We start from the raw sequence: 22236 nt of genomic DNA, 5'->3' as shown, positions 1-22236 counted from the left end.
GGGCGCGGCGCACCGACCTACGCGGGTTGGCAGACCACCCCGTTGAGGCTGAACGTCGCGGGCCTGGCGTTGCGGCCGGTCCACGAGCCGAGGAAGCCCAGGGTGGTCGAGCCGCCGGACGGGAGCGCGCCGTTCCACGACTCGTTGCGCACGGTGACGTTCGCGCCGTCCTGGGTGTGCTTGCCGCCCCACAGCTGGGTGATGCGCTGGCCGTCCGGGAACGACCAGGCCAGCGTCCACGACGTGGTGGGCGCGCCCCGGTTGACGATGCGCACCGAGCCCTGGAAGCCGCCCTGCCACTGGCCGACCAGGTCGTAGTTGATCACGCACACGGGCGGGGGCGGCACGTCGGTCGTCGTCGTCGTCGTCGTGGTCGTGGTCGTGGTCGTGGTCGTGGTGGTCGTGGTGCCTCCGCCGATGCGGCTCGGGTCCACCACGCCCCAGTAGGCGTCCTTGGCCTGCAACCGGGTGTCGAACAGCAGCGGGTGGTCCTTGCGGGTCACCGGGAACGCGTCGAGCCACGTGTTGTCGTCCGCCAGGCCCCACAGGGTGACCGAGCTGATGGACGCCGAGTGCCGCTGGTAGACCTCGAACAGGTCGCGGTAGCGGTACGCCTGGGCGCGCAGGACGTCGGCGGGCGGCGTCGGGTAGGACTGGCCGTTGTCGGTGTAGATCGAGATGTCCATCTCGGTGATCTGCTGGTCCACGCCGAGCAGGGCGAACTTCGCGATCGCCTCCTCGGTCTCGGCGACCGAGGGCCACTGCACGTTGACGTGCATCTGGTGGCCGACCGCGTCGACCGGCACGCCCTCCGCCCGCAGCTGCGCGACCAGGGCGTGCAGCTTGTCCCGCTTGGCCGGCACGGTGGTGTTGTAGTCGTTGATCACCAGCCGCGCGGTGGGCGCGACCTCGCGGGCCACCCGGAACGCGGTGCGGACGTAGTCCAGCCCGGTGATCTCGAACCAGCGGCTGCGGCGCAGGCCGTCGGCCTGGTTCTCGTCGACGACCTCGTTCACCACGTCCCAGACCGGGACGTCGTCGCCGAAGTGGGTCACCACGCCCCGGACGTGCGCCTCCAGCCGGGCGAGCAGCAGTGCCTTGTTCTCCGGGGTGGCGGTCATCTCCGCGCCGGACGCGTCCTCGAACACCCACGCCGGGGTCTGCTGGTGCCACACGAGCGTGTGCCCGCGCACGGCCGCGCCGTTGGCCTTCGCCCAGGTCACGAGCGCGTCGGCGTCGGCGAAGCGGAAGGCGCCCTCGGTGGGCTCGGTGGCGTCCCACTTGAGCTGGTTGCCGGGGGTGATGGAGTTGAAGTGCCTGGCCAGCAGCTGACCGTGGTTGCCCAGCAGCTGCGCGGGCTCGACGGCCGCGCCCACCGCGAAGTGGTCGGCCAGCACGTCCTTCACCGCCGGGATGTCGGTCTGGACCGGCGGCAGCGGCGTGTGGGACAGCGCGAAGTCGTCGACGTGGAACGCCGCCGCGGCGCTGGTCGTCTCGACGTACGCGACGAGGAACTCGACGTCGGCCGCGAGCGTGTAGGAGCCCTTCAGGTTGACCCAGCCGTCGGCGGTGACGTCCGTCGTGCCCACGACCTGGTCGTAGGACGGGGTGCCGCCGGTGCGGCGCTCGACGGACAGGCGCGCCCCGGTGGCCGCCTCACCGGCCGCCAGCCGCACCCACACCGACAGGTCGTAGCGGGTGCCCTTGTCCACGACGTCGAGCAGGTCGCGCACGGGCCCCTCCCAGTTCTGGGTGCGCCCGGTGACGGCGAGGCTCCGCGTGCCGCCGTGCGCGACGGCCGTGCTCACCGCCAGCGCCTCGCCCCCGCGCGGGGCCCAGCCCTGCGCGGTGCCGTCCTCGAAGGTGCTGGAGACGACGACCACCGGGTCGTCCGCCTGCCGCGAGACCACGGGTCGGGGCGCCGTCTCGGCACCCGCGTGCGCCACCGCCACGAGCCCGCCCGCCAGCGAGGCGGTCGCGAGCAGTCCGGCGAGAACTCTCCTCATCGAGGGTCCCTCTTCCGTCACCAGGTCTGGGAGCGCTCCCAGACCGACTGCCCGGACTATAGGAACCCCACCCGCACCTCGGCCGGCCGCCGTTCAGCCCAAACAGTCGAACGGCGCGTTCGACGGGCGCCGCTCAGGCGGCGGGCGACGGCGACAGCAGGGCCCGCAACGCGGCCAGCCCCTTCGCCGCCTGGCTCTTGACCGTGCCCTCGGTGCAGCCGAGGGCACGTGCCGTGTCGGCGAGGCTGAGGTCGTGGCAGTAGCGCAGCACGACGACGGCCCGCTGCCGGGGCGGCAGGCGGACGAGGGCGGCGCGGACGTCCAGGACCGCGTCGGTGTCCGGGGACCGGTCGGCGACCGCGGGCACCTCGGCCACGGCGGTCTCCCGCCGCCGCCCGGCGCGGCGCGCCTCGTCGACCACCACGTGCAGCAGCACCCTGCGGGCGTAGGCGTGCACCCGCACGTCCGGCCCCAACCTCGACCGCACGTGGTGCACCTTCAGCAGCGCGGTCTGCGCCAGGTCGTCCGCGCGGTGCCGGTCCCCGCACAACCGGTACGCGCCGCGCCGCAGCAGCGGGCCGTCCGCGCGGGCGTACTCCTCGAACTCACCGTCCGTCACGCACCTGGTTGACGGGAGGCGCCCCCCGCGTCCCCGTGGTCCTCGTCACAGCGCTCCGCGGGCGGGGGCGCTCGGCAGCGGGAGGCGCGCCCATCGGCGCACCCGCTCCCGGTACAGCCGGCGGGTCAGCGGCCCGGTGGCCGCGGTCACCACGTCGGCGGCCGTGACGGGCGCACCCAGCCGGAGCATCGAGCGCAGGTGCGCGACCGTCGTGCGCTGCTCGTCGCTGCCCAGCTCGAACCACCGCCACCCGCGCGGCCCCGCCCCCCGCAGGGCGAACGCCAGGCGGGCGCGCCGCACGACGACCGGGTCGCCGGGCGCGTCCGCGTCGAACCTGCGGTTGGCCGGGTCGGCGCAGAACCGGTGGGCGAGGACGTCCCCGGTCATCGCGGGCGCGGCCGGGTGCCCGGCGGGCCACCCCCAGTCGGTCCTCAACCCGCACCAGTGGCACGACGGGCGACCCCGCTCCGCCGAGGGGGGCACGGGCGGGCGCGGGGAGGCGGACGAGGCGGTCATGAACTGGACGGCGGACTCCATGACCGAACGCTATAGCCGCCGCGCGGCCGGGGGGCGGCGGAAGTCCCGGAGGCACCGGAAGTTCGGCAGAGGTGATCGGCCCGGGTGATCACCCCGGGGCGCCGACGGACCGCTGGACCGGGTCAACGGGCCGCCCACCGCGCCGAGCACCGGTCCGCGCAACCGGTTTAGTCCACAGTAGACGGAGGGGTGCCCTCGTCCGGGCGGCGTCGTCCCGGGCCGCCCCGTGCGCTCAGGCGCTGTCCCGGACCACCAGGGTCGAGGGGTGGAGGGTGAGCGGGCGGGGTGCGCGCCGGTCCAGGACCGCCGTCGCCGCGCCGGCCGCGACCTCCTCGACCGGGTTGGTGGCCGTGGTCAGCCCGGGGCGGCTCAGGGCGGCGAACGCGATGTCGTCGAACCCGGCGACCGCCACGTCCCCCGGCACGTCCACGCCCGCGCGGCGCAGCGCGCCCAGCGCGCCCAGGGCGGTCAGGTCGCCCAGCGCGAACACCGCGTCGGTGTCCGGCCAGCGGGCCAGCACCTCCCCCGCCGCCGCCTCGCCGCGCGCGGCCGTGAAGTCGCCCGGCACGGCGCGGACCGGCAGGCCCGCCTCCCCCACCGCGCGGCGGTAGGCGTCGAGGGCGCGGCGCGTGCAGGGCAGCCACGCCGGGCCCGTCACCATCGCCACCCGCCGCCGGCCGCCGGTCACCAGGTGCTCGACCACGCGGGTGGCGCCCGCGCCGTTGTCGACGTCGAACGCCGGCACGTCCCGCGAACCGACGCCGATGGCCGCGACCCGCCCGCGCGCCGACCTCGGCAGCGCCGCCAGCGCGGCCTCCGTGGGGTTGACCAGGACGACCCCGCCGACGCCCCGCCGCTCGGCCAGCCGCGCCACCGCGCCCGGGTCGCGCAGCGGCGCCCAGTGCAGCGACACCCCGACCTCGCGGGCGGCGGCGACCCCGGCGACGGCGGCGAGCACCCTGGCCGCGTACGGGTCGTGCAGCACGCGCGCGTCCTGCCCGCCGACGGCCACCGCGATGCGCGTGCCGCCCCCGGTGGCCAGGGCGCGCGCCGCCGCGTCGGGCACGTAGCCGAGTTCGCGCGCGGCCTCCGCGACCCCGCGCCGCGCCGCCTCCGAGGCCGGGCCCCGTCCGCTGAGCACCCGTGACGCGGTGGCCGCGGACACGCCGGCGAGCCGTGCCACGTCCTCCAGCCGCGCCTTCCCCACCACGCGCCCAGTCTGCCGGCCCTTGCGGTGGAAGCGCTTGCAGGCGTGGGGTCACGGGGTGAGCACCTCCACGGTCGACGTGCGGCAGGCCCGCACCGCCACCACCGCCGTCACCGCCGTCTTCGGCCTCAACGGGTTCGCCCTGGCCACGTGGTTCGCCCGGGTGCCCGCCGCGCGCGACGCGCTGGGCCTGGACGCGCGCGGGCTGGGGTTCCTGCTGCTGGCGATGTCCGCCGGGTCGGTGTCCGCGATGCTCACCGCCGGCGCGGTCGCCCACCGCCTCGGGGTGCGGCGCGCGGTGCGCTGGTCGACGGCGGTGCTGGCGGCGGCGCTGGTGCTGATCGGGGTCGCGGTCGGCACGTGGCCGTCGGCGGCGGCCACGGCCGCGGGGCTGTTCGCGCTGGGCTACGGCTCGGGCGTGTGCAACGTGGCGATGAACGTGGAGGCGGTGGCCGTCGAACGGGTGCTCGGGCGCACGGTGGTGCCCCGCTTCCACGGCGCGTGGAGCCTGGGCACGATCGCCGCCGCCGGCACCGCCGCGCTCGCCGCGTCGGTCGCGCTGCCGGTGACCGCGCACCTCGTGGGCGCGGCCGTCGCGACCCTGGCCGGCACGGTCGTGGCCGCGCGCTCCTTCCGCTACGGCGGCGACGCGCGGCGCGGCGGCAGCGGTGTCCTGGCCGCCTGGCGGGACCCGCGCACCCTGCTGATCGGCCTGCTGGTGCTGGTGCTCGCGTTCACCGAGGGCACCGCGAACGACTGGCTCGCGGTGGCGTTCGTCGACGGCCACGCGGTCACCCCGGCGGTGGGCGCGGTGGTGTTCGGCGTGTTCGTGACGGCGATGACCCTGGGCCGCCTCCTCGGTCCCGCCGCGCTGGACCGCTGGGGGCGCGTGCCGGTGCTGCTGGGCACGATGTCGTGCGCCGCGGCGGGCGCCGCCCTCGCGGTGCTGGGCGGTTCACCGGTCCCGGCCGTGCTCGGCGTGGCGCTGTGGGGCCTGGGCACGTCCCTGGGCTTCCCGGTCGGCCTGAGCGCCGCCGCCGACGACCCGGAGCGGGCCGCGGCCCGGGTGAGCGTGGTGGCGCTCATCGGCTACACCGCGTTCCTCGCCGGCCCGCCGGTGGTCGGCCTGCTCGGGCAGCACGTCGGCGTCCTGCGCGCGCTGCTGGTGGTGCCCCTCCTGCTCGTGCCCGCCCTGGCCCTGGTGCCGGTCCTGCGCCGGCCGCGTTGACCGTCCGCTCAGGACGGCTCGGTCCCCCGGTCGAGACCGGTGAGGCGGGCCAGCGCGGCGAAGCCGTCGTCGGTGCCGGGCCAGTGCCCGCGCACGACGTCCGGCCCGGCCCGGCGCACGACACCGCGCAGCACCGCGGCGACGACGATCGCGTCGTCGGCGTACCCGAGGACGGGGATGAAGTCCGGCACGAGGTCGATCGGCGACGCCAGGTAGACCAGCAGCAGCGCCACCCGCACCCGCACCCCGCGCGGCAGGGTCCGGTCGGCCGCGAGCCGCCGCACCAGCCGCAGCAGGTCGGGCAGCAGCCGCAGCGCCTCGCGCAGCAGCGCGCCCCTCGGGCGCACCACCACGAGCACCACGACCAGGGCCAACCACACCACGACCGCACTCACCCCGACGCCGACCACGACGTCCCACCAGACCGAACCCGTCACCGCTGCTCCCTCCGCCCGACGCGGGGGCAGTGTGCCACCCGGCCGCGCGAGCGGGGGTTGCCGCGCCTCGGCCGACGAGGGGTCGCCCGGACCGGGACCGGACGCCCCCCGCGCATCGACCGGAGGGGTGTCGCGGCGGGGCCGGGGGCGAGCGCTGGTGCGGGTGGACCCGGTGCGGCACCGGGAGGGGGCGCAGGCGCGGTGGTGCGGGCGGGTCCGGGGCGCCGGGGCTCCCGGACGGGCCTCGTCGGGTGAACGGCGGCTCCGGGGTGGCGCCGAACGCGGCGTCCACGATGGCGGCGAACTCGGCGTCGAGCCAGTCCGGGTCGCTGAGGACCAGGTCGGCGAAAGCCGTTGCGCGCACTGCGGTTCCGTTCACGTCGATCACTCCGGGCCACGTCCACCAGGGTTGTTGACCGATGTATATTTCTTATAGGCACGACTGGAGGTTCTGTCAAGCACCCGATGAAGGGCCCGCCGTGGCGCTGCGCGAACTGGACGACCTGGACTTCCCGACTTACACGATCGGGCAAGCCGCGGGGCTGCTCGGCGTGCGGCAGGCGTTCCTGCGCAGCCTGGACACCGCCGAGCTGGTGCGGCCGGTGCGCTCCGGTGGCGGGCACCGGCGCTACAGCCGCCGCCAGCTGGAACTGGTGGTGCGGGTGCGGGCGCTGTTCGACGAGGGCCACTCGCTCGCGGCGACCACGCGCATCCTCGACCTGGAGGACGCGCTGACCGCCGCGCGTGCCGAGATCGCCGACCTGCGCGGCCGGTTGCGGACCGCGCACGAGACCGGAGGGGAGTTGTCGTGACGGCGGTGGACACCCGCCCGGAACCGGAACTGGTCCCGCTGCGGACCGACTTCGACGTGGTGTGGCGGGGGTACGACCCGGGGCAGGTGCGGCACTACGTGGAGGGGGTGGAGGCCGACCTGCGGTTGCTCGCGGTGGACCGCGACGCGGCGGCGGCCCGGGCCGACGACCTGGCCCGCGAGCTGGAGCGCGCCAGGTCGGAGGCGCACGCGCTGCGCGAGCGCCTGGACCGCCTGTGCCGCACGCCGGTCGACCCGGCCGCGCTCACCGAACGCCTGCGGCGCCTGGTCGACCTGGCGCACGAGGAGGCCGCCGAGATCACCGAGCGCGCGCGGGCCACCGCCGAGCAGCACTGGGCGACCGCCGAACGGGCCGCCGCGAGGCTGCGCGAGCGCTCGGAGCGCCTGGTCGCGGACCTCGACGCGCGCCGCCGCGAGCTGGAGGCCGAGCACGAGGCCGTGATGCGCCAGGCGCACGAGCGGATCGCCGCGACGACCCGCGAGGCCGAACGCCGCCGCCGTTCGCTCGACGAGCGGGCGGAGGCGCTGCGCGCCAGGGTGCAGGAGGACTTCGAGACCGCGATGCGCGCCCGCCGGGCCGAGGCCGCGGCGGCGCTGGCCGCCCAGGAGGCCGCCGCCCGCGAGCGGGCCGAGCGGATCGTCCGCGAGGCGACCGAGCACGCCGACCGCGTCGTCACCGAGGCCCGGCGGCGGGTGGACGAGCTGCGCGACCGGCGGGCCCGCATCGCCGACGGCCTGCGCGAGGCCCAGCGGCTCCTCGCCGACGCCGACGCCCTCCTGGAACCGGCCGGGCCGCAACCCCCGCGCATCCCCGAACAGGCTTCCGGACCGGCGCTGGTCCCGGCCTGATGCGCGGCCGTGCCGGCACCGCCGCCGCCGGTGCTCGTGCCGGCACGAGCACCGACGGTCAGGCCACCTCAGGTCGGACAGCCGCAGGCCGGGCAGCCGCAGGTCAGGCGGCCGGTCCGCGCGGCCGGAAGTAGTGCCCCTGGTCGAGGTCGTCCAGGAGCGACGGCCGCGTGGGCCGCCAGCCGACCAGCTCGCGGGTCAGCTCGCTCGCCGCCGGTGCGTCGGCGGCGAGGAACGCGCCCAGCCACCCGAAGTGCTCGGCGGCCCGCTCCGGGGCGACCGGCACGACCGGCAGGTCCAGGTGCCGACCGATCACCTCGGCGATCTCGCGGACCGGCACGCCCTCCTCGGCCGCGCCGTGCAGCACGGACCCGGCCGGGGCCGACTCCAGCGCGAGGCGGAACAGGCGGGCCGCGTCGAACCGGTGCACGGCGGGCCAGCGGTTCGCGCCGTCGCCGACGTAACCGGACGCGCCCCGGTCGCGGGCGGTGCCGATCAGCGCGGCGAGGAAGCCGGGGTCGCCGTCGCCGTGGACGGTCGGGGCGAGGCGCACCACCGACGACCGCACCCCGCGTTCGGCGAGGGCGAGCGCCGCACGCGCGCTGACGGCCCGCACCGCGCCCGGTCCGTCCTCGGCCGGCCGGTCGTGCTCGGTCCCGACGCGGCCGGTCGCGAGGCCGATCAGGCCGGAGGCGATGACCAGCGGTCGGTCGCTGCCCGCCAGCTCCGCGCCGAACGCCTCGATGGCGCGCAGGTCGACGCGACCGGACTCCTCGTAGGCCGAGAAGTCGTGGATGAAGGCCAGGTGGACGACGCCGTCCGACTCGGCCGCGCCGGCGCGCAGGCTGTCGAGGTCCTCCAGCGAGCCGCGGCGCACCTCCGCGCCGGCCGCGGTCAGCGCCGCCGCCGACGAGTCCGAGCGGGCGAGCCCGACGACCTCGTGACCGGCGTCGATCAGCTCGGGGACGACGGCGGAGCCGATCCAGCCGCTCGCACCGGTGACGAACACGCGCATGGTGATCCTCCGGGAACCGTGATGTCAGTTGCTGTCATCACCGTAGCACTGCGATGACAGTCGCTGTCATCAGTTAGGATCGGCGCATGGGCCGCTGGGAGCCGAACGCGCGGGGCCGACTCGAACAGGCCGCCCTGGACCTCTACGGCGAGCACGGGTACGAGCAGACCACCGTGGCCGAGATCGCCAAGCGGGCCGGCCTGACCGAGCGGACGTTCTTCCGGCACTTCGCCGACAAGCGCGAGGTGCTGTTCGCCGGCAGCACGGCGCTGCGGGACGCCCTGGTGGCCGCCATCGCCGACACCCCCGGGGCGACGCCCCCGGTGGAGGCGGTGACCAAGGCGCTGGAAGCGGCCTGCGCCGTGCTCCGGGAACGCCACGAGCACGCCCGCCGACGCCACGCCGTCATCACCGCGAACGCCGAGCTGCGCGAACGCGAGCTGATCAAGCTGGCCTCGCTGGCCGGCGCGCTGGCCGGCGCGCTGCGCGAACGCGGCCTCGACCCCGTCACCGCGGACCTGGTCGCCGAAACGGGCATCGCCGTGTTCCGCGTCGCCTTCGACCGCTGGGTCGCCCCCGGCAACGAGCAGGACCTGGTGCTCCTGGTCCGGGACACCGCCGACCGCCTCGACGCCCTGACCGCGCGCTGACCGCGCGGCCGGTGACGCGCCGGACGACCCCGTCCACGCGAACGCGGGCGGTGCCCGACCGGGTGGGTCGGGCACCGCCCGCGCGGGGGCGTGCGACTACGGCAGCGGGTACTCCGCGACGTAGACCGGGACGCCGATCTTCGTGGTGTCGGCCGCCTCGCCCACGCCGTTGACGACGTGGTCGATCGTGCCCGCGGCGAGGTTGACGGTCATGATGTGGTGCAGCTTCACGCCCGGCCGCTCCGGCACCTCGAAACCGTTCTCGGTGTGGATGGACGGGTTGTTCTGGTTGAACACGTAGACGCCGCCGCCGTGCAGGGTGTGCGTGCGCACGCGGTCGCCGACCTTGTAGCCGGCCCAGCCCTCGACGTCGCCCTTCATCCAGTCGGCCTGCGTCGGCGGGTCGTAGGGCAGCTCGTTCTGGTAGAGCACGACGGTGCCGCGCTCGCCGTTCCAGACGGTGTTGTGCCGCTGGAAGTGCTCGACGAACAGGCCGGTCGCGGTCACGTCGTCGCCGTTGACCACGACGCCCGTGCGGCCGGTGTTGGTGTTCCAGCGCTGCGTGTCGGTGAAGCCCTCGACGCCGTGGTCCGCGCGCCACACCCAGGTGTGGTCGATGAGCACGTGGTCGCTGTTGACCTCCAGCGCGGTGTCGGTCCGGCCGACGTGCGGCCCGCCGACGCGGAAGTACACGTCGGACAGCGTGGTCGGGTTGTTCGGTGAACTCCAGTTGAGGCCGTGCCGCTTGCCGACCCGCAGCAGGACCGGGGACAGCTCCGTCCCGGCATCGACCGTGACACCGGCGACGACGACGCCCGGCACGCCCGCGACGTCCAGCGGGACCGCGCCGTTCACGGCGGTGAGCGTGGCGTGCCCGATGCCGAGGACGACGGTGTCGGGGCGCCGGACCTCGATGCTGCGCGCGACGTCGTAGACGCCGGGGGTCAGCAGCAGGTGCTTGCCGAGCAGGAGCGCGGTGTTGATCTCGCGCACCGAGTCGCCCGGCTTGGCCACATAGAAGTCGCTCAGCGGGATCGTGCGGCCGGGCGTGGTGCCGTTGGCCCACGAGACGCCGCTGGTGTTCTTGCGCGCCGCGGGGACGCGGACGTTGTACTTGCCCTTGGCGTCCACGAACAGGTAAGGCTTTTCGCGGCTCACCGGGGTGGTGTCGAGCGTGGTGTAGGGCGGGTTCGGGAACGCGGCGTCGTCCGGGGCGCCCACGACGCCGGAGAACACCTGGTTCCACACGCCGTTGGACCAGCCGGCGACCTCGCTGTCGCGGGTCAACCACTGCTGCTGCGAGCCGTTGGTGACGGCGGGCAGCCGCGAGTCGGCGATGAACCCGCCGCTGGCGTACTGCGGGCCCGCGGTGCAGTAGTCCATCAGGGACAGCGAGCCGTTGGTGACGTTGAGCCGGCGCACCGACACGGCCTGCGACACGGCCCAGAAGTTCGTCGTGGAGCGGCAGCCGTCCTGGCCGGCCGCGTTGACGTTGACCGTCAGGTTGGACAGCGTGCGCCAGAAGTTGACGAGGGCGATGCAGTTGCCCGTGCCGTTGTCGGCCAGGCAGCGGTTGTAGACCTCGACCTTGCCGTTGATGACGACGTCGGTGGGCGAGGCGCCGAGGCCCGCGATCTCGGTGTAGTAGCCGACCTTGATCTGGAGCGGCTGCTCGGCGGTGCCGTACTGGCCGGGCTTGAACAGGTAGGCGTACCGCTGGGTGCCCATCTCGTTGTCGACCTGGGCGGCGTGCGTGGCGTCGAGCTTCGCCTGGATCTCGGCGACCGGCATGCTCGGGTCGAACACCGTGACGTTCGCGCCGAGGTCCTGCGTGCCGCGCCGGGGCGGGTCGGCGGACGCGGCGGGTGCGATCGTCACAGCGGCCGTGGCGAGGGCGAGGCCGAGCGCGAACGCCCTGCCCGGACCACGCCTGGAGTGGCGCATGATCGTCATTGACATGCCTCTGCTGAGGGTAGGACCGCCCGACCACCGAGTCGAGAGAGCGCTCTCACCGGCCCGGTGGTGATCAAGCGGCGACGGAGGGGTTGGCTATTTCTACTCCGCCGACCGCCCGAAATCCATGCCTGTCCGACCCGGGTTTCACCGGCCGCGCCCGGCCTGCCCCCGGTCGGTCCGCGCGGTGGTGGCGGACCGACCGGGGCGCGGGGTCAGAGCAGGCCCCGCCGGTAGGCGGCCACCAGCCGCCGGGGCACGGTGAGCCTGCGCCCGTCGAGCGTGGTGACCGGGACCAGGTCGGGGACCTCGGCCTTCCACTGCGAGCGGCGGTGGCGGGTGTTGCTGCGCGACGTCTTCCGCTTCGGCACGGCCATGTCAGCGGTCCCTCTTCCCGTAGCGGCGGTTGAACTTCTCCACCCGGCCGGCGGTGTCCACGACCCGCTGGTTGCCCGTCCAGAACGGGTGGGAGTCCGACGTGACGTCGACCGTGATCAGCGGGTAGGTGTTGCCGTCCTCCCACTCGACGGTCCTGGACGACGTGGCCGTGGACCTGGTCAGGAACGCCTTGCCCGTCGACTGGTCCTGGAAGACCACCGGGTGGTAGTCCGGGTGGATGCCCTGCTTCACGTCTCCTCCGTCCCGTCGAGCCGGTCGGCTCGGCCGCACCAGACTAACGGAAACGATTGTCATTGCGAAGCGGGCTCGGCCTTCCGTCTACTCCGGACGCCCTTCCGGTGTTCTCGTTGTGTTGCTGAGCGTTGTTGAGCGATTGCGTTGAGCGGTGTTATGTTCGGCGCGCCAGACGAACCGTCGTGCCCTCAGCCGCCGGAGGTCGCACGGCCGTGAAGTGCGGTCCCTGCGTCCGAAGGAGTCCCCATGCGCCACCTCACCCGCGGCAGCGGCACACCACCGACCGGAACACCGAGGAGGTTCCCCCGCCTCGCGGCGGTCACGGGGGCGGCGCTCGCCGCGCTCCTCGTGCTCGGCCAGGCGGCGGGGGCCGCGGGCGGGGAACCGGCGGGGGCCGAACCGCCGGGCGCGCCCGGAGCGCTGGGGCAGACCGGCCTGCGCGCCGCCGACCCGAGCGTGATCCGCGTCGGCGGCACCTACATCTCGGTGCAGGCGGCCGGGAACGGCATCCAGGTCCGCCAGGCGTCGTCGCCGGACGGCCTGGCCGGCGCGCCCGCCCGCCAGGTGTGGACGGACACCCGGGGCATGGGGTCGGTCTGGGCGCCGGAGATCGTCCGCGACGGCGGCCGGTACTACATCCACTTCTCGGCGGGCGACGACGCGGCGCACCGCATGTACGCGATCAGCTCGACCTCGCCCGACAGCGGCTACTCGGCGGAGCGCAAGGTCGCCCTGCCCGACGACCGGTGGGCCATCGACGGCACGATGTTCGTCTTCAACGGCCAGCGCTGGTTCGTCTGGTCCGGGTGGGCGGGCACCACCAACGTCGAGCAGAACCTCTACATCGCCCGCATGTCCGACCCGTTCACCGCGACCGGGGCCCGGTACGTCATCTCGCAGCCCCGCGAACCGTGGGAGCGGGTCGTCGGCAACCCGTTCATCAACGAAGCGCCCGAGGTCGTCAAGGACCCCAACGGCCAGCTGCACGTCGTCTACTCGGCCAACGGCAGCTGGAGCGAGCAGTACTGCCTGGCGGACCTGCGCCTGCGCGCCGGCGGCGACCCCACGCACGTGTGGGACTGGTACAAGTCCAACGGCTGCCTCTTCGGCTCCAACCGCGCCACCATGATGTCCGGCTGGGACCCGACGCTCTACGCCAACGGTCCCGGCCACCACACGTTCGTGCTGCTCGACGGGGACATCGCGACCAGTCCGCCGGCCGGGCCGAGGTTCCCGATGGTGTACCACGCGGTGCCGAAGGGCACGCCGTACACGTGGGCCAACCGCCACTGGTACACCGGCACGTTCGCGTGGTGGGGCAACACGACCTACCGCCGCGCCAACGTGCCCGGCGCGACCTCGGACACGGGGTGGGGCCTGAAGTTCTTCGAGTGACCTCCCCGGTTCAGCACGCCCACCGGGTCCGCGCCGGCCTCACCCGGCGGCGGCGCGGGCCCGGTGGGCGGCGCGGCGCAGCAGGGCGGACCGGCCCCGGTTGGGCACCGTCCACAGGTCGTGGCCGCGCAGGTCCCAGCGCCCGAGCAGGGCGTTGGCGGCGAGGAACCCGGTGGTGGCGGCGCGTTCCATCAGGGCGACCGGCAGGTCGACGCGGGCCAGGTCGCCGGCCACGACCAACGTCGGGTCGGGGGTCGTCACGGTGGGGCGGGCGGTGAACGAGCCGGGCGCGAACAGCGGGCAGTCGGCGGCGAGGACGTGCTCCTCCTGCCGGGCGCGCGCCCCGGTCAGCTCCGGGTAGACCGCCTCCATCTCGCGGACCAGCGTGGCCACGACCTCGTCCTGGTCGCAGCCCTCGTCCAGGGCGTAGGCGTGCAGCTCCACCACCGAGCCGCCGGTGCGGTCGCGGTAGGCGCGGGCGCCGTCCTCGAAGTGGTCGAGCACGCTGACGTTGTCCAGCCGCCCGAAGCCGCTGGTGCCGAGGAACGGGGCGCGGTCCGGTCGCGCGGGCCGGTCCAGCCACAGCCTGCTCACCAGGAACGGCGGGGTGGTGCGCAGGTCGGCCACCCGCGCCCGCCACGCCTCGGTGCCCAGGTCCGGCGAGGCGGCCACCAGCGCGCGCAGGCCGGTGACGTCGGTGGCGAGCACGAGGGCGTCCACGTCCTCCGCGCGCCCGCCGGCCGACACCCGGTAGCCGTCGGCGCGGCGGTCCACCCGGTCCACGGCGCTGCCGGTGCGCACCTCCGCGCCCAGGGAGGCCAGGTGGTCGCGCATCGGCTCCCAGATCGCGGTCGGGTAGTCGTCGCGCGGCACGTCGAACAGCAGGCCCTCGCTGGAGCCGAGGAAGTAGATGTGGAACATGGCGACCAGCTCGGCGGCCGACAGCGCCGACGGGTGGGCGAAGAAGCTGCGGGAGAACACCTCGAACGCCAGGTGCCGGGCCGCGTCGGGGAACCGGATGCCGCGCAGGAACGCGTCGGCGTCCACGTGGTCCAGCTCGGCGTAGGTGCGCGGCAGCGACACGTCGAACAGCGCCGTGGCGGCCCGGGTGTCCATCCGCGCCAGGTCGCGCAGGCTGAACGTCTCGCTGCGCAGCACGAACCCGGCCACGTTCCACGGCGGTGTCAGCGGCAGCCGGGCGAAGCTCTCGCGCGTGCCGTTGGCGTGCAGCAGCGGGTAGTCGGCCACCGGGCGCAGCCGGGACAGGTCGGGGTCGACGCGGCGCAGCAGCGCGCGCAGGTTGTAGTACTGCCGGAAGAACGCGTGGAAGCCGCGCGTCATCGCCTCGCCGGTGGGGGTCGTCCACCCCCGCACCCGGCCGCCGAGCCCGTCGTGCCGCTCGTGCAGCACCACCCGCACGCCGCGCTCGGCCAACGCCACCGCCGCCGCCACCCCGGCGATGCCGCCGCCGACGACGGCGACGCGCGGCACGTGCCCGCCCCCCGCCCGCGCCCGACCGGGTCGGCCGGGCAGCAGGTGCGCGCGGCGGTCGCGGGCGGTCGGCGGGGCCTCCCGGCCGGTGAGCAGGAACAGGGGCGGGCCGGGGAACGCGCTCATGCAGGCGATCCTGGCACCGCCCGCGCTCCTCCGCCTGATGGGCGGCGGGCGGGCGGGGCGAGCGCGAACGGGTGTCGGTCCCGACGGGCGGCGGGCAGGAACGGGTGTCGGTCCCGACGGGCGGCCGAGCGGCGGGGCGAGCGCGAACGGGTGTCGGCCGTGCGTCACGCCCGGCGAGGTGATCGCGCTCACCGCGCCCGGGTCGCCGATCGCTCATCCAGCCCGATCGGGTGAGCGCCGTTAGGGTTTTCCGCATGTCGACGCGTGCGGCCCCCCGCGTTCCCGTCCACGCGCCCGCGGTCGCCGCCTGGTTGCTCGGTGGCGGCGTCGTGCTCGCCCAGATCGTCTACTCGATGACCGACCCCGCCGACCGCCTGACCACCACGGTGCTCTCGGTCGTGCTGTTCTGCCTGGCCTCGGTGCTCGACGCGGCCTCGCGGCTCGGTCCGCGCGCCGCCGGGGTGCTGATCGCGGTGGCCGGGGGCGGCGGGCTGCTCGCCGAGGCGGTGGGGGTGCGCACCGGGTTCCCGTTCGGCGAGTACGCCTACACCGGGTCGCTGGGCGTGCAGGTGCTGGGCGTCCCGCTGCTCGTGCCCCTGGCGTGGATCATGATGGCCTGGCCCGCGGTGCTGGTCGGGCGCGTGCTCGGGCGCGGGTGGGCGGTGGTGCCGGTCGCCGGGTGGGCGCTGGCGTCGTGGGACGTGTTCCTGGACCCGCAGATGGTCGACGCGGGCCACTGGACGTGGGCGGACCCGACGCCCGCGCTGCCCGGCGTGGCGGGCGTGCCGCTGACGAACTTCGCGGGGTGGCTGCTGGTGGCCGTGCTGATCACCGGCGCGCTGCACGCCCTGCTCGGCGACACCGGCGTGGACCTGCGCCGCGGTCCCGCGCCCGTGCTCTACCTGTGGACCTTCGGGTCGTCGGTGTGGGCGCACGCGGCGTTCTTCGACCGGCCCGGCTCGTCGCTGGTCGGCGGGCTGCTGATGGGGCTGGTCGCGGTGCCGTTCGCCGTCGCGCTGTGGCGGGCCCACCGGTGAGGCGGGTGCTGGGGGCGCTGGTCGCGAGCGGGTCGGTGGCGGCCGCGCTGGGCACCGCGCACGCCCTGGTCAACGCGCGCCTGGTCCGCACGCCGCCCGCCGACCCGCCGCCGTGCGCGGAGCCGGTGTCGGTGCTGGTGCCGGCCCGCGACGAGGCCCACCGCATCGCGCCGGCGCTGCGGTCGCTGCTGGCCCAGCGGGGTGTGCCGGACCTGGAGGTCCTGGTCTGCGACGACGGCTCGACCGACGGGACCGCCGACGTGGTGCGCGCGGTCGCGGCGGGCGACCCCGGGGTGCGGCTGATCACCGGCTCCCCTCCCCCGGACGGCCTGCCCGGCAAGCCGGCCGCGTGCGCGCGGCTCGCCGCCGAGGCGCGCGGGCGGGTGCTGGTGCTCGTGGACGCCGACGTGGTGCTCGCCCCGCACGCCGTGGCCGCCGCCGTGGGCCTGCTGCGGTCGGCGGGGTTGGACGCCGTGTCGCCGTTCCCCCGCCAGTTGGCCGACGACGCGGCGACCCGCCTGGTGCAGCCGCTGCTCCAGTGGTCGTGGCTGGTGTTCCTGCCGCTGCGGCTGGCGGAGCGGTCGCCGCGCGAGTCGCTGTGCGCGGCGAACGGCCAGTTCTTCGTGGTCGACGCCGGGGCGCTGCGGCGCTGCGGCGGGTTCGAGGCCGTCGCCGACGCCGTGCTGGACGACATCGCGCTCATGCGGGCGGTGAAGCGGTCGGGCGGGCGCGGCGCGGTGGCCGACGGGAGCGCGGTGGCCGAGTGCCGGATGTACCGGGGCTGGTCGGAGGTGGCCGCCGGGTACGAGAAGTCGCTGTGGGCGGCCACCGGCACCCCCGCCGCCGCGGTGCTGCTCGCCGCCCTGCTGGGCTGGTTGTTCGTGCTGCCGCCGGTGGCCGCGCTGGCCGGTTCGCGGGTGGGCCTGCTGGGGTACGCCGCGGCCGTGGCTGGCCGGGTCGTGGCGGCCCGGCGCACCGGCGGCCGGGCGTGGCCGGACGCGCTGGCCCACCCGGTGTCGGTGGGCGCGCTGCTGCGGCTGCTGGCGCGGTCCTGGCGTGCGCGCCGCGCGGGCACGCTGACCTGGAAGAACCGACCGCTGCACGGGAGCCGCTGATGGCGCGCGTCGTCGTGGTCGGCGCGGGGATGGGCGGGTTGGCCGCCGCCGCGCGGCTGGCCGCCACCGGGCACGACGTGACCGTGCTGGAGCAGTCCGGCACGCACGGCGGCAAGCTCGGCGAGCTGCGCCGCGACGGGTTCACCTTCGACACCGGCCCGTCGCTGCTGACCCTGCCGCAGGTCTACCGCGACCTGTTCGCCGAGACCGGGGGCGACCTCGACGACGCGGTGGACGTGGTGCCGGTGCACCCCACCTGCCACTACCGCTTCGCCGACGGGTCCGAGGTGGACGTGCCGCACGACGCGGCGGCGGTGCCCGGGGCGCTGGAGGAGGCGCTGGGCGGCGGCACCGGGCGGGAGTGGGCGGAGCTGATGGCCGACGCCGCCCGCCTGTGGGACCTGGTGGGCGAGTCGGTGCTGCAACGCCCGCTGAACGGGGTGGGCGACCTGGTGCGGCGCTCGGCGAGCGTGCGCGACCTGTGGGCGCTGGCGCCGTGGCGGACGCTGCGCACCGCGGGCCGGCGGCTGTCCGACCCGCGGGCGCGGATGCTGCTCGACCGCTACGCCACCTACAGCGGCTCGGACCCGCGCCGCCTGCCCGGCCTGATGACCGTGGTCCCGTACGTCGAGCAGCGGCACGGCGGCTGGTACGTGCGCGGCGGCCTGCGCCGGCTCGGCGACGCGCTGTTCGAGCACTGCGGGAAGCTCGGCGTGGACTTCGCGTTCGGCGCCCGCGTCACGCAGGTCCGCCCGGCGGGCGGCGGGGTGGTCCTGGCGGACGGCACGACCGTGCCCGCCGACCTGGTCGTGTCCGACGCCGACGCCCGCCACCTCTACGAGGAGCTGCTCACCGACCGCCGCGCCCGCGCCCCGCGCCGCGCGCTGGCCCGCGCGGTGCCGTCCCTGTCGGGTTTCGTCCTGCTGCTGGCCCTGCGGGGCCGCTCGCCGCGCCCGTACCACCACCGCGTGCTGTTCCCGGCCGACTACGACGCCGAGTTCGACGCCCTGTTCGGCCGCGACCCGCGCCCGGTGCCCGACCCGACGGTGTACGTGTGCGCCCCGGACGACCCGGCCGTCGCTCCCGCCGGCCACGAGGCGTGGTTCGTCCTGGTCAACGCGCCGCGCCAGGGCCAGGTGGACTGGACCGAGCCGGGTCTGGCCGACCGCTACGCCGACCGCGTGCTGGACGTGCTCGCCGAACGCGGCCACGACGTGCGCGACCGCCTGCTGTGGCGCGAGGTGCGCACCCCGGCCGACTGGGAGCGCGACACCGGCTCGGTCGGCGGCGCGCTGTACGGCTCGTCCTCCAACGGCGCGCGCGCCGCGCTGCTGCGCCCGGCCAACCGCAGCCCCGTGCCGGGCCTCTACCTGGTCGGCGGCTCCGCCCACCCCGGCGGCGGGCTGCCGCTGGTGGCGATGTCCGCCAGGATCACCGCGGAGCTGATAGGTCCGGCATGACCCGGCCGCGCAGGCCGCGCCGCAGCGCGACCACCAGGTGCGCCCCGCCGACCGCGGCCACCGCCGCCCACAGCGCCAGGCACACCGCGCCCCAGGACCAGCCGACCCACGGCGTGCCGCCGGGCCACACCCCCGCGCCCAGGCAGGCCACCGCCGCGACGACCACCCGCGTCGGGCGTTCGGCCACCGTGACGGCGCCCGCGCCGGTCATCCCGACGCCCTGGGCACGGGCGCGGGCGTACTCGTGCAGGAACACCGACGCGCCCACCGCCGCCGCGAGCCACCCCGGGCCGCCCAGCACGACCAGCAGCACCACCAGGCACACGTCGGCGACCCGGTCGGCCACCGCGTCCACCACCGCGCCGAGGGGCCGCGCCCGGCCCGTGCGCAGGGCCACCGCGCCGTCCACCCCGTCGAGCAGGCCCGACAGCACCACCAGCGCGCACGCGAGCAGCGCCCACCGGCCGCCCGCCGCCGCCACGCCCACCGCCGCCACCGCCGCCACCACGCCCGCGGCCGACAGCGCGTCCGGCGACACCCGGTGCACCCGCCGCGCCAGCAGGTGGACGATCCTGATCCAGCCCACCGCCAACCTGTTGCCGGACACGTCGTGCCCGTGCAACCGTGACCAACCACGCACCTCGTCCACCGCACCACCGTATGGCGGGCGGTGTGCGCGCGCCGGTCACGGGGTACACGCGGCCATGCGAACAGCCCGTGCGGTGCTGCGCCACGCGCTGACCGCGCTGCGGGGGCGCGACCTCGCGCTGTGGGCGGCCGGGATCTCCTTCTTCGCCGCGCTGGCCGTGGTGCCGGTGCTGCTGCTGGCGCTGCGCGGCGCGGCCGTCCTGTTCGGACCCGACCTGGTCACCGACGGCGCGCGGCTGCTGGGTGACGCCCTGCCGGACGCGCAGGACCCCGGGCCCGCGCTGCGCGCGCTGACCGACGCCGCCCTGGGCGCGTCCTGGCCCGTGCTGCTGTCGACCCTGCTGCCCGCGAGCCTCTACGGCGAGGGGCTGCGCCGCGGCCTGCTCCAGATCGCGGGCGAGCCGTCCGGCGCGAAGACCGGCTGGCTGGGCCGGATCGGCTTCCTGCCGGTGCTCGTCGTCGCGCCGCTGCTGCTGGCCGCCCCGCTGGCGGTCGCGCCGTCGGTCGCGCCCGACTACCTGGCGGGCGGGTGGTCGGCGGTGCGGGGCGTCGCGGTGTCGTTCCACGTCGACTGGGTCGTGCTGTCGGTGGCGCTGTGCCTGGTGTTCCTGGCGACCGGCCCGAACCTGCTGCCGCGCGCGTTCGCCGTCGTGGGCGGCTTCTGCACGGGTGCGGTGCTGACCGGTTTCCTGCACGGCTTCCTGCTGTTCCTGGCCATCCCGGTCGACTGGGCGTTCCCCTTCGCGGGCCTGCGCGCGGTGGGCGCGGTGGGCGCCCTGGGGCTGTGGCTGTACCTGCTGCACATCATCCTGCTGCTCGCCTACCGGGTGCTGCTCAGCGCGCACGCCGTCCACCGCGCGCGCTGAGAGCGGGCGGGTCAGTACTGGAAGGTGCAGGTGTTGCCGGGGGCAGCGGCGGGGAGTACGGGAAGTTCAGCACGACCGGGGTGTCGAGCCGGAGCCCGTCGCAAAAGCCCTCCGACCCCCCTGCGCGGCAGGTACTTTCCGCAACAGGACGATCACTCGCACCGGGGGGAAGCAGTCATGCGGAGAAGCGGTTCGACCCTGCCCAGGAACGGCCTCGGCCTGGCCCTGTCCGCGCTGCTCGCCACATCGTTGGCGGCCGTGCCCACGCACCCGGCGTCGGCCGCGGCGACGCTCACCTGCCATTCGGCCGCGCTGGTCGTCGGCGTGCAGCCGAACGGCGACCTGTGGCACTACGCGCACAACGAACCCGAGACCGGCGTCACCAGCTGGGGCGCGAAGGTGAACGCGGTCGGGCGCGGCTGGCACATCGGGCGCACCGTGGCCGGCCCCGGCGGCGTGGTGTACCTGATGGTGGACAACGCCACCGGCGACCTGCGCCGCTACCACTGGACCGGCACGGCCTGGGAGATGTTCAACGGCACGGCCAACCGCGTGGTGGGCACCGGCTGGAGCCGCTACTCCCAGGCCGAGCACCGCAACAAGGTGACCGTCGACGAGAAGGGCAGGCTGTACGAGATCGCCGCCGACGGGTCGCTGAAGGTGCGGATCTGGCAGGGCGACGACGCCACCGGCGACTGGACGCCCGACACCCGGAACGGCAAGGTCATCGACACCGGCTGGGGCCAGTACGACCTCGTGGTGGCCGCCGGTGACGGCGTGCTGTACGCCCGCAAGCCCGACGGCCTGCTCTTCCGGTACCGGTGGCACGCCGCGTCCAACCGGTTCGTCAAGCACGCCCAGCAGGTCGGCCGGGCCTGGGGGGTCTACAACCGGATCTTCTCCCCCGGCGGTGACGTCCTCTACGCCTCGCGCGCGAACAACGGCGGCGAGCTGATGTGGTACCGCTGGTACGAGGAGGGCGACCACTGGGCCGTCAACGTCGGCACCAAGGTGGGCACCGGGTTCTACGGCGAGCTGGACGTGACGGCCAACGCGGACAGCTGCCGGCTCACCGGCCTGCCGACGCCGACCCGCCCGTCCGTGCCGGTCCGCCGGGAAGCGCCGATCACGCCGGTCGTCGGCCCCGACGGGCACCTGTCGTACTTCTACGTCAACGCGGCGGGCGGCCTGACCGCCGCGCGGCAGCGCAACGCGGGCGACTTCGTGATCATCGACTACCACACGTTCCCGGAGCACCACGGCTTCACCGGCCGGCCGGGCGCGGGCGTGCGCTCCGACGGCAGGTTCGAGGTGCTGGCCAACAGCTCGGACGACGCGTCCTACCGGGGCAAGACCGGGGCCGGCGCGTGGTCGACGACGCCCCTGGTCGACCAGGGCGGCTGGATGGTGAGCGACCCGGTCCTGGTCCGGCAGCCGGACGGCTCGCTGACCGCCTACGCGGTGGACGCCGCCGGCACCCTGCACCGCCGGACCCACTCGACCTGGTTCCCCCTCGGCACCGGCCCCACCGCGGAGTTCACCGTGGTCGCGAACGGCGCGGAGGACGAGGTCGTGGCGCGCTTCCCGGACGGCGGCGTGCGCGCCGCGACCGTCACCGGCGGGGTGCTCGGGGCGTGGCGGGCGGTCGGCCCGGACGCGGTGGGCACGCCCGCGGCCGTGGTGCACGCCAACGGCGACCTCCAGGTGTTCGTCCGGCGGTCGGACGGCACGGTCGACACCCAGCGCGAGGTGGCGGGCGCGTTCCCGGGCACGTGGGCGTCGCTGGGCGACTTCGTCGCGGCCGGTCCGCCCGCCGCGGTCGTCCGGGGCGGCGGGCTGGTGGAGCTGGCGGTCCGGGGCACGGACGGCTTCGTGCACCAGGCCGGCCAGTTGGCACCGGCGGGCGGTTTCGGCGACTGGGCGGTGCGCTACTTCGAGGACACGGCCACCGACCCCGGCGGCGCGGTCCTGCCGGACGGGAGCCCGATCTTCACCTGGCGCACCCCGCAGGGCCTGATCGCGACGGTCCACGCCCCGGCCGGGGCCGTCCCGACCGGGGATGCCCCGACCGCGTTCCGCGGCACGTCCGCCGGCTGATAGGTGGCGGCAGCGGTCGCCGGCCACCCGTCAGC

General features: G+C 75.6%; 21 protein-coding genes. 10 read left to right on the top strand and 11 right to left on the bottom strand.

Annotated features, from left to right (window positions below):
• Positions 1 to 17: 17 nt before the first annotated feature.
• From ACRAKJ_RS16055 to ACRAKJ_RS16040, 4 genes are all read right to left on the bottom strand, one after another.
• Entirely contained in the window at positions 18 to 2006 is a 1989-nt protein-coding gene (locus tag ACRAKJ_RS16055) for an endo-1,4-beta-xylanase (protein ID WP_447009017.1), read from the bottom strand.
• A 133-nt stretch (positions 2007 to 2139) separates the two neighbouring features.
• Entirely contained in the window at positions 2140 to 2625 is a 486-nt protein-coding gene (locus tag ACRAKJ_RS16050) for a SigE family RNA polymerase sigma factor (RefSeq protein WP_438923313.1), read from the bottom strand.
• A gap of 45 nt (positions 2626 to 2670) precedes the next feature.
• Entirely contained in the window at positions 2671 to 3162 is a 492-nt protein-coding gene (locus ACRAKJ_RS16045) for a hypothetical protein (protein WP_438923314.1), read from the bottom strand.
• 232 nt (positions 3163 to 3394) lie between these two features.
• Positions 3395 to 4372: a substrate-binding domain-containing protein gene (locus ACRAKJ_RS16040; protein ID WP_438923315.1), complete on the bottom strand. Its 978-nt coding sequence runs from the start codon at positions 4370 to 4372 to the stop codon at positions 3395 to 3397.
• 55 nt (positions 4373 to 4427) lie between these two features.
• On the opposite strand from ACRAKJ_RS16040, the gene ACRAKJ_RS16035 reads away from it, so the two are divergent.
• A complete protein-coding gene (locus ACRAKJ_RS16035) occupies positions 4428 to 5597 on the top strand; it encodes an MFS transporter (RefSeq protein WP_438923316.1) in 1170 nt (389 codons plus the stop codon).
• Between the two features lie 8 nt (positions 5598 to 5605).
• Here ACRAKJ_RS16035 and ACRAKJ_RS16030 read toward each other — a convergent pair whose 3' ends face one another.
• Complete coding sequence (locus ACRAKJ_RS16030; protein WP_438923317.1) at positions 5606 to 6034, bottom strand: DUF1232 domain-containing protein; 429 nt, start codon at positions 6032 to 6034, stop codon at positions 5606 to 5608.
• A 479-nt stretch (positions 6035 to 6513) separates the two neighbouring features.
• On the opposite strand from ACRAKJ_RS16030, the gene ACRAKJ_RS16025 reads away from it, so the two are divergent.
• Positions 6514 to 6846, top strand: coding sequence for a MerR family transcriptional regulator (locus ACRAKJ_RS16025; RefSeq protein WP_438923318.1), 333 nt, complete (start codon positions 6514 to 6516; stop codon positions 6844 to 6846).
• Positions 6843 to 7715, top strand: a complete 873-nt coding sequence (locus tag ACRAKJ_RS16020; protein ID WP_438923319.1) for a hypothetical protein — start codon at positions 6843 to 6845, stop codon at positions 7713 to 7715. Before ACRAKJ_RS16025 ends, ACRAKJ_RS16020 begins: the two co-directional genes overlap by 4 nt.
• Before the next feature lie 103 nt (positions 7716 to 7818).
• On the opposite strand, the gene ACRAKJ_RS16015 is transcribed toward ACRAKJ_RS16020, so the two are convergent.
• Positions 7819 to 8730, bottom strand: a complete 912-nt coding sequence (locus ACRAKJ_RS16015) for an SDR family oxidoreductase (protein ID WP_438923320.1) — start codon at positions 8728 to 8730, stop codon at positions 7819 to 7821.
• A gap of 86 nt (positions 8731 to 8816) precedes the next feature.
• Here ACRAKJ_RS16015 and ACRAKJ_RS16010 point away from each other — a divergent pair, with 86 nt between their 5' ends.
• On the top strand, positions 8817 to 9380 hold the full coding sequence (locus tag ACRAKJ_RS16010; protein ID WP_438923321.1) for a TetR family transcriptional regulator: 564 nt from the start codon (positions 8817 to 8819) through the stop codon (positions 9378 to 9380).
• Between the two features lie 96 nt (positions 9381 to 9476).
• Here ACRAKJ_RS16010 and ACRAKJ_RS16005 read toward each other — a convergent pair whose 3' ends face one another.
• The 3 genes from ACRAKJ_RS16005 to ACRAKJ_RS15995 form a co-directional block, all read right to left on the bottom strand.
• Positions 9477 to 11339, bottom strand: coding sequence for a hypothetical protein (locus ACRAKJ_RS16005; protein WP_438923322.1), 1863 nt, complete (start codon positions 11337 to 11339; stop codon positions 9477 to 9479).
• A 209-nt stretch (positions 11340 to 11548) separates the two neighbouring features.
• Positions 11549 to 11710 (bottom strand): 50S ribosomal protein L32, encoded by a 162-nt coding sequence (rpmF, locus tag ACRAKJ_RS16000; protein ID WP_438923323.1) that lies wholly within the window; start codon positions 11708 to 11710, stop codon positions 11549 to 11551.
• A 1-nt stretch (position 11711) separates the two neighbouring features.
• Positions 11712 to 11963: a type B 50S ribosomal protein L31 gene (locus tag ACRAKJ_RS15995; RefSeq protein WP_438923324.1), complete on the bottom strand. Its 252-nt coding sequence runs from the start codon at positions 11961 to 11963 to the stop codon at positions 11712 to 11714.
• 249 nt (positions 11964 to 12212) lie between these two features.
• Between ACRAKJ_RS15995 and ACRAKJ_RS15990 the strand changes: the two genes are divergently transcribed.
• Positions 12213 to 13361 (top strand): family 43 glycosylhydrolase, encoded by a 1149-nt coding sequence (locus ACRAKJ_RS15990; RefSeq protein ID WP_438923325.1) that lies wholly within the window; start codon positions 12213 to 12215, stop codon positions 13359 to 13361.
• Positions 13362 to 13400: 39 nt separating this feature from the next.
• Here ACRAKJ_RS15990 and ACRAKJ_RS15985 read toward each other — a convergent pair whose 3' ends face one another.
• Positions 13401 to 14978, bottom strand: coding sequence for an FAD-dependent oxidoreductase (locus ACRAKJ_RS15985; protein WP_438923326.1), 1578 nt, complete (start codon positions 14976 to 14978; stop codon positions 13401 to 13403).
• 254 nt (positions 14979 to 15232) lie between these two features.
• Between ACRAKJ_RS15985 and ACRAKJ_RS15980 the strand changes: the two genes are divergently transcribed.
• From ACRAKJ_RS15980 to ACRAKJ_RS15970, 3 genes are read left to right on the top strand one after another with little or no spacing between them, the layout of a single operon-like run.
• Entirely contained in the window at positions 15233 to 16015 is a 783-nt protein-coding gene (locus ACRAKJ_RS15980) for a carotenoid biosynthesis protein (RefSeq protein WP_438923327.1), read from the top strand.
• Complete coding sequence (locus tag ACRAKJ_RS15975; RefSeq protein WP_438923328.1) at positions 16012 to 17130, top strand: glycosyltransferase; 1119 nt, start codon at positions 16012 to 16014, stop codon at positions 17128 to 17130. Before ACRAKJ_RS15980 ends, ACRAKJ_RS15975 begins: the two co-directional genes overlap by 4 nt.
• Positions 17130 to 18590, top strand: coding sequence for a phytoene desaturase family protein (locus ACRAKJ_RS15970; protein WP_438923329.1), 1461 nt, complete (start codon positions 17130 to 17132; stop codon positions 18588 to 18590). The genes ACRAKJ_RS15975 and ACRAKJ_RS15970 overlap by 1 nt, the downstream gene beginning before the upstream one ends.
• Here the strand turns inward: ACRAKJ_RS15970 and ACRAKJ_RS15965 are convergent.
• Entirely contained in the window at positions 18562 to 19239 is a 678-nt protein-coding gene (locus ACRAKJ_RS15965) for a CDP-alcohol phosphatidyltransferase family protein (protein ID WP_438923330.1), read from the bottom strand. The two genes, ACRAKJ_RS15970 and ACRAKJ_RS15965, sit on opposite strands and share 29 nt — an antisense overlap.
• Before the next feature lie 55 nt (positions 19240 to 19294).
• On the opposite strand from ACRAKJ_RS15965, the gene ACRAKJ_RS15960 reads away from it, so the two are divergent.
• Both ACRAKJ_RS15960 and ACRAKJ_RS15955 read left to right on the top strand, forming a co-directional pair.
• Positions 19295 to 20104, top strand: coding sequence for a YhjD/YihY/BrkB family envelope integrity protein (locus tag ACRAKJ_RS15960; RefSeq protein ID WP_438923331.1), 810 nt, complete (start codon positions 19295 to 19297; stop codon positions 20102 to 20104).
• Between the two features lie 177 nt (positions 20105 to 20281).
• Positions 20282 to 22201, top strand: coding sequence for a tachylectin-related carbohydrate-binding protein (locus tag ACRAKJ_RS15955; protein ID WP_438923332.1), 1920 nt, complete (start codon positions 20282 to 20284; stop codon positions 22199 to 22201).
• The last annotated feature ends 35 nt before the right edge of the window (positions 22202 to 22236 follow it).

The sequence above is a fragment of the Saccharothrix sp. DSM 118769 genome, assembly GCF_052936295.1.
This window is presented reverse-complemented; position numbering and strand designations above follow the sequence as displayed.

Coding starts and splice junctions, on each gene's coding strand:
- ACRAKJ_RS16055 (WP_447009017.1), bottom strand. CDS start 2,006: ATGAGGAGAGTTCTCGCCGGACTGCTCGCGACCGCCTCGCTGGCGGGC.
- ACRAKJ_RS16045 (WP_438923314.1), bottom strand. CDS start 3,162: ATGGAGTCCGCCGTCCAGTTCATGACCGCCTCGTCCGCCTCCCCGCGC.
- ACRAKJ_RS16015 (WP_438923320.1), bottom strand. CDS start 8,730: ATGCGCGTGTTCGTCACCGGTGCGAGCGGCTGGATCGGCTCCGCCGTC.
- ACRAKJ_RS16010 (WP_438923321.1), top strand. CDS start 8,817: ATGGGCCGCTGGGAGCCGAACGCGCGGGGCCGACTCGAACAGGCCGCC.
- ACRAKJ_RS16005 (WP_438923322.1), bottom strand. CDS start 11,339: ATGTCAATGACGATCATGCGCCACTCCAGGCGTGGTCCGGGCAGGGCG.
- rpmF (WP_438923323.1), bottom strand. CDS start 11,710: ATGGCCGTGCCGAAGCGGAAGACGTCGCGCAGCAACACCCGCCACCGC.
- ACRAKJ_RS15990 (WP_438923325.1), top strand. CDS start 12,213: ATGCGCCACCTCACCCGCGGCAGCGGCACACCACCGACCGGAACACCG.
- ACRAKJ_RS15985 (WP_438923326.1), bottom strand. CDS start 14,978: ATGAGCGCGTTCCCCGGCCCGCCCCTGTTCCTGCTCACCGGCCGGGAG.
- ACRAKJ_RS15980 (WP_438923327.1), top strand. CDS start 15,233: ATGTCGACGCGTGCGGCCCCCCGCGTTCCCGTCCACGCGCCCGCGGTC.
- ACRAKJ_RS15970 (WP_438923329.1), top strand. CDS start 17,130: ATGGCGCGCGTCGTCGTGGTCGGCGCGGGGATGGGCGGGTTGGCCGCC.
- ACRAKJ_RS15960 (WP_438923331.1), top strand. CDS start 19,295: ATGCGAACAGCCCGTGCGGTGCTGCGCCACGCGCTGACCGCGCTGCGG.
- ACRAKJ_RS15955 (WP_438923332.1), top strand. CDS start 20,282: ATGCGGAGAAGCGGTTCGACCCTGCCCAGGAACGGCCTCGGCCTGGCC.